Origin of the sequence: Microcoleus sp. Pol11C2 (genome assembly GCF_036701505.1) — a bacterium.
Classification (GTDB): Bacteria; Cyanobacteriota; Cyanobacteriia; order Cyanobacteriales; family Microcoleaceae; genus Microcoleus.
In genome coordinates, this window is record NZ_JAUBQX010000046.1 from 18,075 (window position 1) to 33,234 (window position 15,160).

Consider the following 15,160-nt stretch of genomic DNA (forward strand, 5'->3'; position numbering starts at 1 on the left):
ACCTAAGCGCTGGCTTCGCCCACGCGGAGTAAAAAATCAACATATAGAGATTTGGCGTAAGTGTTGTTTCAGAAGGTCGAAATATCCTCAAAAATCTTACTTGCCAAAACTCTTGCTAAATTCACAGGAACAGCATTGCCGACCATTTTGTATCCATCAGCAATATACTTGTACTTAAAAATAAACTCATCCGGGAAAGTCTGAACTCTCGCACACTCTCGCACAGAAAGCCGACGGTAAGGCAGAGGCGAATTGGGATCAAAAATGCGTTTGTCTTTGCCAACCAAAATCATTTTACTAGCTTGAGGATGGAGAGGTGCGTGTCTGCCGCTTGCCTGAATTGTAAAAGAAGGTTCCGACCAACTTCGCACTCGATTCCGCGACATATAAATGCTCGAAAACCCCAAATCCGCACATTCGTGATTTGGGACATAATCGTGATAATTATCTAATTTACCCTTAACAGACATAGGGGCGATCGCCTGCAAATCAAAAATCGCATCTTTCAGCGTCAAAACATCGGTTCCAGGTTCGGGAAACTCCAAACCAAAACCCAGATTTTTCCGATAGCCCACAACAATCACCCTTTGTCTGTCTTGCGGAACACCAAAATTTCTAGCATTCAACAACTGGTACGAAACTCGATACCCTATGTCCTCAAACTGCGATAATATATAAGTGAAAGCATCCTTGTTTCTGGGAGCCAAAATCCCGCTAACATTCTCAGCTAAAAAAAACAAAGGCTGCTTGTCCCGCACAATTCTGATATACTCCCAGAAAAGTTGACCCCGACTGTCATCTATTCCGCGTTTAGCGCCGGCTTCACTCCAACTTTGACAAGGAGGCCCGCCAATTATCCCAATACAGTTGGGAATTTCATCAGATTTGATTTTTCTGATATCTCTGCGATCTAAAATAGTTTCAGGGTGATTGAAATTATACGTATCCCAAATAGACTTATCATATTCATTCGCCCAAACCGGATTAAACCCAGCTAAGCGAAAACCCAAATCCAACCCGCCACAACCCGAAAACAGAGAAATAATATTCATACTTATTGACATCTATCTCCTCTTTTCCTTCGCGCCATTTGCGCCTTCGCGGTTCCTTAAAAAATCCAATAATTCTCAATGAATGCAGAATCCATCCTTCAATCTTACCAACATTTCGGCGTCCACCTCGGCCTAGAAAGAATCAAACAACTTCTAGAAAAACTAGACAACCCCCACCAAAAAGTACCCATTATCCACATTGCCGGCACAAACGGTAAAGGTTCCGTTTGCGCTTATCTGTCTTCGGTACTAACAGAAGCAGGCTATCGAGTTGGACGCTACACATCCCCGCACCTAATCGATTGGACAGAAAGAATTTGCATCAACCAAAAACCGATTTCCCCAACAGAATTGCAGCAGTGTCTCCAACGAGTTGTCGCCGCTACCGAAAACAACACTGAAACTCCCACTCAATTTGAAATAATCACCGCAGCAGCTTGGCTGTATTTCGCCGAACAAAAAACAGACATCGCAGTCATAGAAACTGGATTGGGCGGTAGATTAGACGCGACTAACGTTTGCGAAACACCTCTCGCTAGCGTCATTACTTCTATCAGTCTTGAACACTGGCAAATACTCGGCCCCACTATCGCAGATATTGCTGGGGAAAAAGCGGGAATTCTTAAAGCAAAATGTCCGGCAGTTATCGGAGAATTGCCAGAATCAGCTAGAATAGTAGTAGAAAAACGCATTCAAGAATTAGACTGTCCGGCAACTTGGGTAAAATCAGCAATAGATTTAGGACAAGGATTCGCAGAATATCAGTTAAATCAAAATGCGGTTAAAATAAAATATCAATTGCCGCTGCTGGGAAAAATTCAACTAATGAATTCAGCAATTGCGATCGCAACTTTGCAAATTCTCCAAAACCAAGGATGGCAAATTTCCCCAACCGCCATCGAAAACGGTATCGCCAAAACCCAATGGCCCGGAAGACTCCAGCAGACAACTTGGAAAAACCGCAATATATTAATTGACGGCGCGCATAATCCAGCCGCAGCGATCGCCCTGCGTGAATATGTCGATCGCCTGAACGATCGCGCGTCACCGATTAACTGGGTAATCGGCATTCTTGCGACTAAAGACTGCGATGATATTTTGAAAGCATTACTCAAAAAGGGCGATCGACTTTACTTAGTACCCGTACCCGATCAAAACTCATCATCCCCCGCAGAATTAGCCACCCTAGCTCAAATTATCTGCCCCGAATTAACTCTCTGTCAAGCCTTCCCCGACTTAACCACAGCCTTAGATGCTGCTGTTACAGGCGACAACCTAACAATCCTTTGCGGTTCTCTTTATCTCGTCGGCTATTTTCTGCAACAACAACAATCCCAAGCTTAAACGCATCAGAATTGTGTTTCTTCCTCAGTAAAGATAGGAGGCCACAATTCCGAAACGGGCAATTCCCAACCGGGAAAAAGTTCTGCTACTGTTAAGATATCGCCATTTCCTAAAACTGTCGGTTCACCTGTAGAGCGATAAATAGTCACTGTTTCTTCATCAGGATCGATCAGAATTCCGACAATCGCACCCAATTCTATAAACTTCAAAACCTTGGTTTCTATAAGCTTAATGCGATCGCTCTGAGATTTAATCTCAACCACCAAATCGGGGACAAGTTCTCCAAAATAACGCGGGCTTTGGCGCAAGCGGGCGGCGCGCACAAAAGAAACATCCGGTGCTTTGACATTCGTATCCGGCATAATGAAACCGCCTGCGGAGTCAAAGACTCTCCCCAAGCGACGGGGATTTATCCAAGCGAAAAGAAAGGCGATGAGACGGCTACTGATTTCACTCGATACGATGTCTGATGGCCCCATAACTGAAATTTTCCCGTCTTCTAGTTCAATTTTGTAATCTAAACCCGCTTCGGAAAAAAGGGTTTGAACTTGGTTTAAATCTTTGAGTGTCATCGCTGGCATAAGAAGTCTCTCCTATTCCGATCTGAGCCTTGATTTTAACACGAGTCAAATTTCTGAATATTTGAGGAATTCAGGCTATCTGCCTACAAATCCTCAATCAAGCTGAATTGAGAAAGAGGATCGCACGGGATAAATAAACCCGGTTTCTGGGATGAGCGAGCCTTCTTATCAACCAACATTTACTTTTAAAATATTCTAGATTTTCTTATCCCTAGTTCTCTTCCGACTCGGCGTTGTGAAGAGGCGGTAATTTCATCATTCGATAATAACTTAAAAGCTTATATATGCTTATATATGGCGGCACAGATTCCCATTATTTAATAATACGTCAAGTTGCAGAAAAAAGCAAGAGGCGAGAGAAAAAAAATCCCGCCCCAGCTTCAATTAAAAACTACCTTTGATCCCAAGCCTTAGCCGCATCAGCCACAGCCTGTTCTACCGATTTCTCTTCCAACATTGCCGCCTGCAAATTGTCATAAATCGCCTTTTGCAACTTCTTAACATCCTTGAGAGGCGGAATCAATAGCTCGGCGGAACTCAACCCAGAAGCACTAACAACCCGAGCTCGATCGGCTGCGGGAGCATCAGTCGGAACGTTCTTAAAATAACCGTCCTCCAAAGCCTCAACCGTAGAAGGCAAAACATTAGCAGCCTTAGCAAAAGCCAACTGATTTTGAGAATTAGTGACGTAAAGAGCAAACTTGACAGCATCATCAGGGCGCTTGCTGTCGCGAGGCACAACCAAATTCATCACCGCCACAGTCTTCTTGCCTGTTTCCCCCGTAATTTGAGGCGCAGCAGCCGAAACAGCACCAATACTCGGAGCATTTTCAGAAATCGCCTTCAAAAACTGAGGCCCAGAAGCTAAAAAAGTAGTTTCCCCAGCTTGATAAAGCTCGATCGCTCTGCGATGTCCCTGCACCAAAACATCCTGCGGCAAAAGTCCGCCCTTGTACAAATCCACCCAATACTGAAAAACAGCTTTCCCCTTAGCAGTATTAAAAGCTGCCTTGCCTTTAGCGTCAACCAAAGGCACACCCATCTGCACGAAAGATTGCAAAACCTCCGCCGAATCTTCCGGCACAAAAGTCACAAAAAAAGCAAACTTACCAGTCTTATCCTTCACCTGCTTGGCAACAGTTGCCAACTCGGCATAAGTAGCAGGAGGCTTAGCAATTCCAGCCTTTTTCAACAACTCCGTATTGTAAATTGTCACCCCAGTCGTGAGATACCAAGGAATGCCAAAACTCTTGCCGTCGAGCATACTAGCTTTCCAGATATTTGGGAGATAGAGCGATCGAACTTGCTGCGGAATCCGAGAATCCAAATCTAGCCAAGCATTGCGTCCCGCCAACAGCGAAGCAAAATCGGGATTTAGGTTAACCACATCCGGCGCAGTTTTCGCCGAAACCGCCCCCAAAATCTTGCTTTCCATCGCCGACCAAGGAACGTCCACCCAGCGCACCTTCACCCCCGGATTTTCCGCTTCAAAACCCGCGATCGTCTTGTTGAAATACTCAGTAAACTGAGGTTGAAGCTGCATAGTCCAGAACTCGATTTCCTGCGTATTATTTGCCTGGGAATTAACAGCAGGCTTGCCGCAACTCACCACCGCAGCCAGCAGCAGCCCCACCAGTCCAAAAACAGCAAACAGTTGCCAAGATTTACGTTTCATAGAATAAAATTTGAGAGTTATGGGAACCGTTAGACAAAAAAGCGTGAAGCGAAGCTATCCCTTTCCCCGCAGGGGTTCCCGTTCCCCGTAGGGGTTTCCGTAGGGTAGGCTAGGGAATCGCCCGAATCAAGCGCCATCGAGTCAGTAACAGAGTTTTGTACCTGGGCCCAGGAGCAAGATAGTCGGTTTTTGTGCAGAATCGGCAGGTTTTCGGTCGATTCTGCTGGAATTTATTGACATTCGCAGCAGAATAGCTATTGTCAAGTAAATTGGATAGCATAAAATCGGAACTAGCGATCGCGCAACACAGACGGAGCTGCGTAGCTACGGCGGGATACCGAGATTACAGCACTCTTGCGGCAGTTGGAAACCAACCCTCCAACACCGGGCACGCTGAATCAGGCTGGCCAACAACAAAAGAAAAAAATAGCAATTATCGGCGACCCAATCACATGGTTAACTTTTTCAAAGGTCTACTTTCCCAACGCCAGCCAGGAATCGGGATCGAAATAGCCCCAGACCGCATCAACATCATTCAGCTCGAAAAGAAAGCTCAGGCATTAAAATTAGGCATCCTAGCCTCCATAGAAGTTCCAGAAGACTATATACAAGAAGGACAAATAGTCGATCCGCCGGGAATGGCAGAACTAATACGTACCGTCCTCGCGGACAACAAAATCAAAGCCAAGCGAGTAGCCACAGCCATTCCTGGCCGTGAAGCCGTCATCCGTCTCATTCCAGTTCCAGCAGAGCTCAACGAAGAAGAACTGCGGGATTACATGAACGCAGAAGCAGGACTGTACTTGCCGTTTCCCAGAGAAGACGCCGACGTAGACTATCAAAAAATAGGCCTTTTTGTAGATGACGACGGAGTAGAAAAAGTCCAAGTCGTGTTAGTAGCAACCCGCAGAGAAGTTACCGACACATACATCGAAACATTCAAAGAAGCCGGACTGATTATAGACGTATTAGAAGTAACCAGCTTTGCCCTAATCCGCACCCTCAAAGAACAACTGCAACAATTTTCCTCCCAAGAAGCAGCAGTTCTCACCGCCATAGAATTTGACAGCACCGAGTTAGCTATAGTAGTGGACGGTATACCTCAGTTCAACCGTACCATCCCGATCGGCACCTACCAAATCCAGACCGCCCTCAACCAAGCCATGAACCTGCCGCCCACCAGAGACACCAGCGAACTGCAAGGCATGACCCTGCCTGTCACAGATACAATGGGCGCATCGGGAGACGCCAATCCCGGCACAAATGCGATGATTAAAGTATTGGGAGAACTAGCCGACGAACTGCGCCGCTCAGTAGACTTTTACCTCAACCAGAGCGAAGAACTCGAAGTAGCGCAACTGCTGCTAGCAGGTCCTGGAGCTGCGATCGGCAAACTAGACGAATTTTTTATGCAAAGATTAAGCTTGCCCGCATCTCAAGTCGATCCCATCGAAACCCTAGGACTCGAAATCAGCCAAGAAATTACCCCAGAACAGCGAGCAGGTTTAGGAGTCGCCCTAGGTTTAGGACTAAGGGAGGTTATGTGACCTAACAGTTTTAGATGAGAGAAAAACAGATTTGAGAATTTTAGGTAAAAACCCCTTCCAAAATAAGAAGGCAGAAAGCAGAAGGTAGAATATTGGAGGTAGAAGATAGAAGGTAGAATATATCTGAGGTAGAAGCAGCCCCTTCCTTCAGTAGAAGGCAGAAAGTTGTTTCTTTCTTCCCTAAATAAATCCTTCACTTGTACCAGCAATCTTGGGTTCTGTCTAAAATCTCAAATTTCAAATTTAAATCTATAGCAACAGCCAAGACTGTTAGGACATTCTTAATTCCTGAAACATAAGCGCTAGATCACTTTTTCCTTCTACCTTCTACCTTCTACCTCGTGCCTTCTACCTTTTACCTTGTGCCTTCTGCCTTCTACCTTCTGCTATAAAATCGAGTGAAGCCATGTACAGCCTAGATATTAATTTTCTCAACGACCGTCCCGACTACAAACCCGTTGCAGCAGCCAAAAGCTCCGCTAAAAAAAGTTCCGGTGGAGCCAAAGACCAACTGCCCATATATGGGGCGGTGCTGTTTGCCTTCGGGGTCAACGCCGCAGTCCTGGGCGCCGGGTGGTGGGCGATTAGCGAAAATAAAAACTTGACCACAAAACAAGAAGCCATCGACCAAGAACTGGCCAAGTTAAACACTCAAGCCAACACCATCAAAGCCATCAACGCCGAAACCGACCAAGTTACCGCGGAATACAAAGCATTAGCCGGAGTATTCGACCAAATTAAGCCTTGGTCGGCGATGCTGCAAGACCTCAGTGCCCGTACTCCGGCGGGAGTGCAAATTGGCAAAATCGAGCAAATCGACCCGAGTCCCTCCCCCGTTGCAGCAGCACCCCCACCCCCTGCTGCAACTCCTGCAGCCTCCCCAGGGGCGAGTCCGTCTCCAGCAGCCAGCCCCACCCCGGCAGCACCTCCCCCCCCCGTCGTCCCGCAGCAGGCAGCAAAAGTACAAATTTCAGGGATAGCCAGTACCTTTGCCCAAGTTAACGACTTTATGCTGCTAGTCCAGCGCTCTCCTTTCTTCCTCAACACCGATACCAAACTGATAGCGGCCACATTAAAAAACAACCCCGCACAATTACAAGTGCGTAACGAAAACGCAGCACCAGCAGAACTTCCCAAACTGCGACCGGTGGTGGAATATAAAATTGAAACGACGCTCAGCCCGACGGGGGCGTCCGAGTTGCTCCCCGAGCTGCGAAGCAAGCAAGCAGACGGGCTCGCAATACGGATAGAAACACTTCAAGAAAAAGGAGTGCTAGAACCACTAAAACCAGAGGTGAAAAAACAATGACAGCAAATCAGTTTATTCCCAGCGGCGCACAAGCAGAAGAGACAGGGGCTCAGGAAATATTCGGCATTAAGCTGACATCCCAAGTCCAAGCAATCGGCATCGCGGTTCTCGGCCTCGTCATTGCCGGCGGCCTTGGCTACCAGTTCGTACTTCCTGAATTCCAAAAAAGAGACGCATTCAAGCAAAAACTTAGCGAAAGCGAGCAAACGCAACTGCAATTGCAAACTCAAATTCAAAAAAAGGCAGAAGCAGAAGCCAAGCAAGAAGAAGCAAAACAGCGTCGGGCAAACGTGACGGCAATGTTTGCCAGCGACGCCAGCGCCAACACGCTTTTGCTGGACATGACTCAACTCGTTAATAGAATCAACGCCGGCGTGCAAGGAGATGACCTCAAGGCTAAAATTACCAAATTTGAGCCGGATATGCCCCCAGCAGCAGCAACCGCCGCGCCCGGAGCTCCAGACCCTGATATTCTGGCAGATACCTCCTTCGGACCGTCCCTGGCTGGCAAGCTCAGACGCAAAAAATTTAAGGTAGAGTTTGAAGGCACTTTCGCTCAAACCCGCAATTTTATGCGTAACTTGGAGTTGATGCAGTCGCTGTTGGTAGTTAGGAATTTGAAATCTGAATTGCTAGCATCAAATGAGCCAATTGAAGTTGACTTTTTGAAAGGGAAAATAGTTCCTGTGGAGCAGCCGCCAACTAAAATTAAAACTGCTTTTGACTTGCACGCGCTGCTGCCGTTAAAGCAAGAAGAAAAACCGCCAACTCCGGCTCCGAGTCCTGGTGCTAAGTAGCGGTAGTTGGGCGGATAGATATTAGCTATTGTTCCCAACTTGCTTTTTCACAAAAAAGGAGAAGGCAGAAGGTTTAATTTTGAAGATTGAAGGTAGAAGTAAAAAAATATGAATGCCACAAAAAAAATTATATGGCAATCAAAAATTTGCTCTAGAACCTACTTTCTTCTAATACCAAGTTTCCCAAAAAGGGAACTGTAGGATAGTTTTTAACCCTTATGTCAGCGGTTATTCCCATCGAAAATCTAAAATCGAAAAGGGCATAACTTCTGCTTTTAAATAGACTCGAAGCGAGAATCTTTCAGTCAGTTTAGCAGCTAGCGACAAAAGACTGCGAACAACAAATACAAATTGTAGTTGAGGAGAGAACGTGAAACAGCATCTACGGTTAAGTGGAGGACTCTTATGCAGCCTTGCAGGAGTTCTGATCGCCCAAGCCCCCGTCTTGGCAGTGCCGACTCAAGTCACAGGAGTGCAAGTAAGTCAAGGTAATAATGGCGTAAATATTGTCATGGCGACAGAAAAGGGCGATCGCCCGCAAGTTTTCGCCATCAATAACGGGAATACTTACCAAGCCACAATTATCAACACCCAGCTCCGCTTGCCACAAGGCAACAGCTTCCGCCAAGATAACCCCGCTCCGGGAATTTCTTCAGTAGAAATCAGCCAGGTAGAGGCTAACAGCATCCGCGTTGTGGTAGCCGGCACCAACGGAGTTCCCAACGGACAAATTGTGCCGGGACAAGGCCAAAGCATCGTCCTCAGCGTTGCCGGACAGGGTGGTACAGTACAGTCTGCCCAAACTGCACCCCCGCCGCCTCCGGGACTGCCGCTGAGCCAAACAGCTCCCCCGCCGACTCCCCAAGTCCGCACCTCGCAGAACCCAGGTGTGCTGCTGCAAAATCCCGAAGTTACTGTTACCAGAAACGATCGCCCCCCCCTCCCCAGCGAAATACAATCCCAGACAAATCAGGCGGCGCCTTTCCAGCCGCGGGCCGTGGCGCCGCCCTTGGGAGATATCGCAGTGTCTAACATCGCCCCTGGCGCGGGAAATATTGAACTGAGTTCGGGAGAACGCATCCCCCGCTTGGTGCTGCGGGATGCCCCAGTCCGGGACGTTTTGGCTCTGCTGGCCCGCGCTGCTGGATTGAACATTGCTTTTACAGGTGGCGGTGCCCCTGCTCAACCGGGCCAGCCCGCAGTGCCTGGTCAGCCGGGAGCCACCGGTTCAGATGAAGGGCCAAAGATTTCTTTGGACATCGAAAATGAGTCGGTGCAAGATGTCTTTAATTACGTGCTGCGGCTCAGCGGGTTGCAAGCTAACCGCCAGGGGCGGACGATTTTTGTAGGGACTAGCTTGCCGATCGACTCACGCAATATTATCATTCGGACTTTGCGGCTCAATCAAGTTCGCTCTACGGATGCAGCTAACTTTTTGAGCGCTCAAGGGGCAGAAAGTCAACTGCCGATTACTCGGGTGACTATTCAAAGCGTGGGCCAGGGAAATGCGGCGCGGGATGTGGAAATTAGGGAACCGGACATTAAGGCGATCGGCGCTACCCAAGGTACCGGGCCGCTATTGCTGAGGGGACTGTCGGTGCTGGCGGATGCGAGGCTCAATTCCATCACTTTGGTGGGCGACCCGCGCAAAGTTGACATGGCTGTGGCTTTCTTGACGCAGCTAGATTTGCGCCGCCGTCAAGTGGCTGTCAACGTCAAGGTGATCGATATCAACTTGTTGGGAGACAACAGAACTAGCAGCAGCTTCTCTTTCGGAATTAATAACAATTTCTTCGTCAATGACAATGGGGCGGCAACTCTCAATTTTGGCGGCATCAATCCGCCCAATGCAAACGCTCTCGATGGGAGCTTGACGGGTAGGCCGATCATCGGCAACCCTTTAGCAGACCTGGAGCCTTTCTACGATGCGAACGGCCGGCGTATCGTGCCGTTTACAGGTCAAGGTCTCGAAGGCCCCGCCAAAGGTGTGTTCCTCCAGCCGACAGCCCCAGTTACTAATGACCCTACGCGAGTTGGAATTACGGATTACGAGCCTGGATCGAGGACAACTTCGGGAAATGCAGAGTTCGCCCTGTTCCCGGCGTTCCAGTATCCCAGGAGGTTCCTGTCGGCGTTGCAGGCAACTATTCAGAGCCAGAATGCCAAAATCCTGACCGATCCGACTCTAGTGGTTCAAGAAGGAGAAACGGCGAATGTGAATATCACTGATGAGGTGATCACTAACATCACGTCCCAAACGCAGACTACCGGAAATACAAGTACCCAAACGGTGACGGCTGTCAAAGACAGGGCTGGTTTGCAGTTGGGGGTGGCGATCGATCGGATTGACGATAATGGCTTTGTCTCTCTGCGGGTGAACCCGATTATCAGGACACCTGGCGGCGAGCAAGAACTGGCCACGGGCGCGAACACCAATACTATCAGGCTCCTGGGCGAGCGTTCGTTGCAATCGGGGCTAATTCGCCTGCGGGACGGTCAGACTTTGATTGTTTCGGGGATTATCCGCGATGAAGAACGGGTTACAGCGAACAAGATTCCGATTTTGGGAGATTTGCCGATTATCGGTTCGCTGTTCAGGAGAACCAGTAAGGCCAACCAGCGGGCGGAGTTGATTGTATTGCTGACTCCGCAGATTTTGGATGATAGCGATCGATCGAACTTTGGCTACCAAAACAACATTAGTCCTGACGCCCGTCAACTGTTGCAGCGCGGTCAGCCCGTCCAGCCGAGACAGTAGGAACAAAGGAAAAATGCCTTGCTGTCAACTTTCCACGCTCTTTCCCCTGAGTCCGACAGTCCTACAGTCCTACAGGGGTTGAAACCCCTGCCTCAAAGCTAAAGTCCTCTAAAAGAGCACTAAAGAACTCATTAGTCCTATGCAAGAGGACTATAAATCACTCTTTCAGTCGTCTGAAGACGACTTTCGCTATTAGCCAGGGGCTTCAACCCCTGGCGGGTTTCGGGAAAATGAAACAGCCCTGCCCCACGGGGGAAAGAAAGAGGGGAAAGAAAGAGGGGAAAGAAAGATGGAAGAAGGAAAAAAATTTTCCTTGAACCCTTGACAAATTACATTTTATTCCTTCTATTTCTCCTTTTTTTTGCTTTTAAATCCACCGAGGCGAGAAATCTTCTCTCCAAGGTGGTATTTTTTCACCTAAATTTTGGGATTAATTAAAAAAATTGTCCAAATCCATATAAATTAAAGGTTCCACCGATCCATAACGGTCGGCAAGACTTTAGAATAATGCAGTGAAAATTAGATGCTGTGGGGTTTTCAGCAGTTAGAAACAAAAATTCCTTTTCTGACCAATTACCCTAGGGTAATTGGTATTCAGCAGGAGTTGTGATTCGGGGAAGCGGACGGGAGAAATCGGGAACCACCCAAAGCTCCCAATCCACACCTCAATCCAGTTGATAACTCACGGCTAATAGTTGAACTAACTCTGTTTAACGTAATTTTGCAAATCCAGAAGGAGTTCGCAATGAACAAAGGTGAATTGGTTGATGCAGTCGCGGAAAAGGCTAGCGTGACGAAAAAACAGGCAGATGCTGTTTTGAGTGCCGCCCTTGAAGCAATCATGGAAGCTGTCTCCGATGGCGACAAAGTGACGCTGGTCGGTTTTGGCTCGTTTGAGTCACGGGAACGCAAGGCCCGCGAGGGTCGCAATCCCAAAACTGGCGACAAGATGGAAATCCCAGCAACCCGAGTTCCTGCATTTTCTGCAGGGAAGTTGTTTAAGGACAGAGTTGCACCGCCGAAAAACGCGGAATAGCTGGCGAACTGAGTCTTGATTAGACCTGTACACGGTGGGAATTTAGCTTGGGCAGCCGCACTGGCAGGCTGCCCTCCCTCTGCTATTCTCGATTTTTCTGCGAGTATCAGTCCTTTGGGTCCTCCTGAGTCGGCCCTGGCTGCGATTCAATCACACTTGAGCAGTCTGACGGCTTACCCAGATCCGGATTATGGAGAGCTCAGGACTGCTTTAGGTGAGGCTTTGAATGTTGACCCGGATTGGATTTTACCGGGGAATGGTTCGGCGGAATTGTTGACTTGGGCGGCTTGGGATTTGTCGAAGCTGGAGGCGACTTATTTGGTGACTCCGGCTTTTGGCGATTACTGGCGAGCTCTTTCGGCTTTCGGCGCGCAGGTGCTGAAATTTCCTTTGGAGCTCCAATCTTCCACCATTGTCAAAAACGGGCAAGATGCCCATTCCACAAGAGATGAATTGTCTTGTGGAACAGGCATTTTGCCTGTCCCTAAACAAGTAATTGAGCATGGTGCAACATCTCAGTTGGATCTCAAATCGTTGGGCGCTGGGGCAGAAAACGAGTTAGTAACGGATGATTTTTCGGTTTCTAACCGTTCCCTTGTCTCCCCTTCTCTCCGTCTCCCGGTTCCTCTTGCTCTCGATGCCGATGATCATCGACGAGGTTTGCTCCTGAACAACCCGCACAATCCTACGGGTTTGCTGTTTGCTAGGGAGGCGATTTTGCCTTATGTGAAGCAGTTAGGTATGGTGGTGGTGGATGAGGCATTTATGGACTTTCTACCGCCTTCTGAGCAGGAAACTTTGATCGGTGCTGTTGAGGAGTTTCCGAATTTGGTGATTTTACGATCGCTCACTAAATTCTATTCTCTGCCGGGACTGCGGTTGGGCTGCGCGATCGCCCATCCCGATATTCTGCGACGCTGGCAGTTGCTGCGCGATCCTTGGCCTGTAAATGCTTTGGCTGCTGCGGCTGCTGCTGCTGTGGTGCGAGATACTGTTTTTGAGCGGCAAACTTGGGATTGGCTGCCTATTGCTCGCCGAGAGCTATTTGAGGGTTTGGCTAATTTGCCGGGTTTGCAGCCTTTTGCAGGGGCGGCTAATTTCTTGTTGGTTGAGTCGTCGATGTCGGTTTCTTCAATTCAAAAAAGTCTGTTGGAACGACACCGGATTTTGATTCGGGATTGTTTGAGTTTTCCTGAGTTGGGCGATCGGTTTTTTCGGGTGGCTGTGCGCTCAAGGGCGGACAATCTGCGGCTGATTGCTGGACTTGCCGAAGTTATTCGTTAGCTGACAGTTGACAGTTGACAGTTGACAGTTGACTGTTGTCAGTTGTCAGTTGTCAGTTGACTCTTTACAATCAATCACAAATAACTCATAAATCAATCACAAATAACTCATAAATCAATCACAAATAACTAACAAATAGCTAACAACTGACTTCTTTATTTATGCTTGACTATGATTTAGTGATTATTGGTGGAACTCCGGCCGGACGTTATGCTGCTTTGACTGCAACTAATTTCCCGGCTCGCGTTGCTTTGGTGGAACCGCTAAGTAATTCCCAAGATTTGCCGAGTGGGGGGAAAGAGTCGATCGACCTTGGTTTGAGATACAGCCAAACTTTGAGGGAGGCTGCTCGTTTTGCCCAGCAGATCAGCCGCCAGCAGTTGGGGGTTCGCTGGGAAGTGGCGAATTCCTCCATGCCGCTCAAATTGCGGTTTGACGGGGTTCTCAAGTGGGCAGATGATGTTGTTTCTAATTTGTCAGAAATTGATTCTCTCGGCCTTTTGGCTGCTCGCGGGGTCGATGTTATTTTGGGCAACGGCGAGTTTGTGGCGAAACCGGATTTGGCTTTTGTTGTCGGCGGGCGTTCATTGCGATCGCTCTGTTATTTGCTAGCTTGTCCAACTTTGCCGGCGATTCCCAATATTGAAGGACTTTCGTCGGCTGGCTTTTTTACTTCGGAAACTGTTGGGGAATTAGCAAAACTTCCCCAGTTGCCTAAAAGTTTGGCTGTAATCGGCGCCGATCCCAGCGGTGTCGAAGTGGCTCAGACTTTTGCCCGGTTGGGGGTTGCTGTCACTTTGGTAGTGAAAAGTTCGCACATTTTGGCTAAAGAAGACCGGGAGGCTGCTGGGTTGGTTCAAGCTGCAATGGAAGCTGAAGGAGTGCGAATTCTGACTGCTACTGAGGTGACTCAAGCTATGGTGATTGAGGGTAAAAAGTGGATTCAAGCTGGGCCAAGGGCGATCGAAGCTGAGGAGATTTTTCTGGCCGCCGGTAGAGGACACAATTTTTCATCGTTAAATCTCGAAGCGGCTAAGGTTAAATTCAGCGATCGGGGGGTGATTTTAAATGAAAAGCTGCAAACAACTAATCACCGAATTTACGCGATCGGCGATGTTGCTGGGGGTTATCCGTTCCCTCACATCGCTAATTACGAAGCTGCAGTTGCTGTGAAAAATGCTTTGTTTTTGCCACTGTTTCAAATAGATTATCGCGGGATTCCTTGGGCGATTTTTTCTGATCCGCAATTGGCGAGGGTGGGCTTGACTGAAGCGCAAGCAAGGCGGCGTTTTGGAGACGATCTGATTGTTTGTCGGGAATATTTCAAGAATGTTGAAAGAGCTCAAATGTCCGGGGATACAACTGGTTTTTGTAAGATTGTCGGGCGTCGCAACGGGGAGATTTTGGGAGCGAGTATTGTGGGGCCGCAAGCTGCTGAGTTGATTCACGCGATCGCCTTGGCTGTGCGTCACGGGATGAAGGTTGAGGCGATCGCCCAACTTCCTTATATTTGGTCGAGTTTTTCGGCAATTAACGGTCAAACTGCTGCTGTTTGGGAGTCGCAGCGCTTGGGCAGTAATATTTTTATGCAGAATTTGTGGGAGAATGTGTTTCACTGGCGCAGGTATTGGAAGTGAAACAATCAAAGGGGTAATTGGTAATTTGTAATTGGTAAGTATGTGAGTGGCAAAATATAATTGACTTGGGCTAATTCCAGAGTCTGCTTCTGAACTTGGGCCTTTAATTCCTGATTCACTTATTAGAGTGGGGCAGCTTG

11 protein-coding genes are annotated in these 15,160 nt (G+C 48.2%); 8 read left to right on the plus strand and 3 right to left on the minus strand.

Features of this window, described 5'->3' with window-relative positions; all coding sequences use genetic code 11:
• Positions 1–68: 68 nt before the first annotated feature.
• On the minus strand, positions 69–1,052 hold the full coding sequence (locus QUA42_RS21625; protein WP_333139949.1) for a DNA cytosine methyltransferase: 984 nt from the start codon (positions 1,050–1,052) through the stop codon (positions 69–71).
• 78 nt (positions 1,053–1,130) lie between these two features.
• Here QUA42_RS21625 and QUA42_RS21630 point away from each other — a divergent pair, with 78 nt between their 5' ends.
• Positions 1,131–2,396: a folylpolyglutamate synthase/dihydrofolate synthase family protein gene (locus QUA42_RS21630; RefSeq protein WP_333139951.1), complete on the plus strand. Its 1,266-nt coding sequence runs from the start codon at positions 1,131–1,133 to the stop codon at positions 2,394–2,396.
• Positions 2,397–2,401: 5 nt separating this feature from the next.
• Here QUA42_RS21630 and QUA42_RS21635 read toward each other — a convergent pair whose 3' ends face one another.
• Together QUA42_RS21635 and QUA42_RS21640 are read right to left on the minus strand one after the other, a co-directional pair.
• Positions 2,402–2,977, minus strand: coding sequence for a Uma2 family endonuclease (locus QUA42_RS21635; RefSeq protein ID WP_333139953.1), 576 nt, complete (start codon positions 2,975–2,977; stop codon positions 2,402–2,404).
• A gap of 391 nt (positions 2,978–3,368) precedes the next feature.
• On the minus strand, positions 3,369–4,652 hold the full coding sequence (locus QUA42_RS21640; protein ID WP_333139954.1) for a sugar ABC transporter substrate-binding protein: 1,284 nt from the start codon (positions 4,650–4,652) through the stop codon (positions 3,369–3,371).
• Between the two features lie 452 nt (positions 4,653–5,104).
• Here QUA42_RS21640 and pilM point away from each other — a divergent pair, with 452 nt between their 5' ends.
• The 7 genes from pilM to QUA42_RS21675 all read left to right on the plus strand — a co-directional run bounded on the left by pilM (position 5,105) and on the right by QUA42_RS21675 (position 15,020).
• Positions 5,105–6,199: a type IV pilus assembly protein PilM gene (gene pilM / locus QUA42_RS21645; protein WP_333139956.1), complete on the plus strand. Its 1,095-nt coding sequence runs from the start codon at positions 5,105–5,107 to the stop codon at positions 6,197–6,199.
• Between the two features lie 406 nt (positions 6,200–6,605).
• Entirely contained in the window at positions 6,606–7,508 is a 903-nt protein-coding gene (locus tag QUA42_RS21650) for a PilN domain-containing protein (protein ID WP_333139958.1), read from the plus strand.
• Complete coding sequence (locus QUA42_RS21655) at positions 7,505–8,305, plus strand: pilus assembly protein PilO (RefSeq protein WP_333139960.1); 801 nt, start codon at positions 7,505–7,507, stop codon at positions 8,303–8,305. The genes QUA42_RS21650 and QUA42_RS21655 overlap by 4 nt, the downstream gene beginning before the upstream one ends.
• Positions 8,306–8,675: 370 nt before the next feature.
• Entirely contained in the window at positions 8,676–11,063 is a 2,388-nt protein-coding gene (locus QUA42_RS21660; protein WP_333139962.1) for an AMIN domain-containing protein, read from the plus strand.
• Between the two features lie 727 nt (positions 11,064–11,790).
• Positions 11,791–12,099: an HU family DNA-binding protein gene (locus QUA42_RS21665; protein WP_278187376.1), complete on the plus strand. Its 309-nt coding sequence runs from the start codon at positions 11,791–11,793 to the stop codon at positions 12,097–12,099.
• 15 nt (positions 12,100–12,114) lie between these two features.
• A complete protein-coding gene (locus QUA42_RS21670; RefSeq protein ID WP_333139964.1) occupies positions 12,115–13,383 on the plus strand; it encodes a threonine-phosphate decarboxylase in 1,269 nt (422 codons plus the stop codon).
• Between the two features lie 161 nt (positions 13,384–13,544).
• Complete coding sequence (locus tag QUA42_RS21675; RefSeq protein WP_333139966.1) at positions 13,545–15,020, plus strand: NAD(P)/FAD-dependent oxidoreductase; 1,476 nt, start codon at positions 13,545–13,547, stop codon at positions 15,018–15,020.
• Positions 15,021–15,160 lie beyond the last annotated feature (140 nt).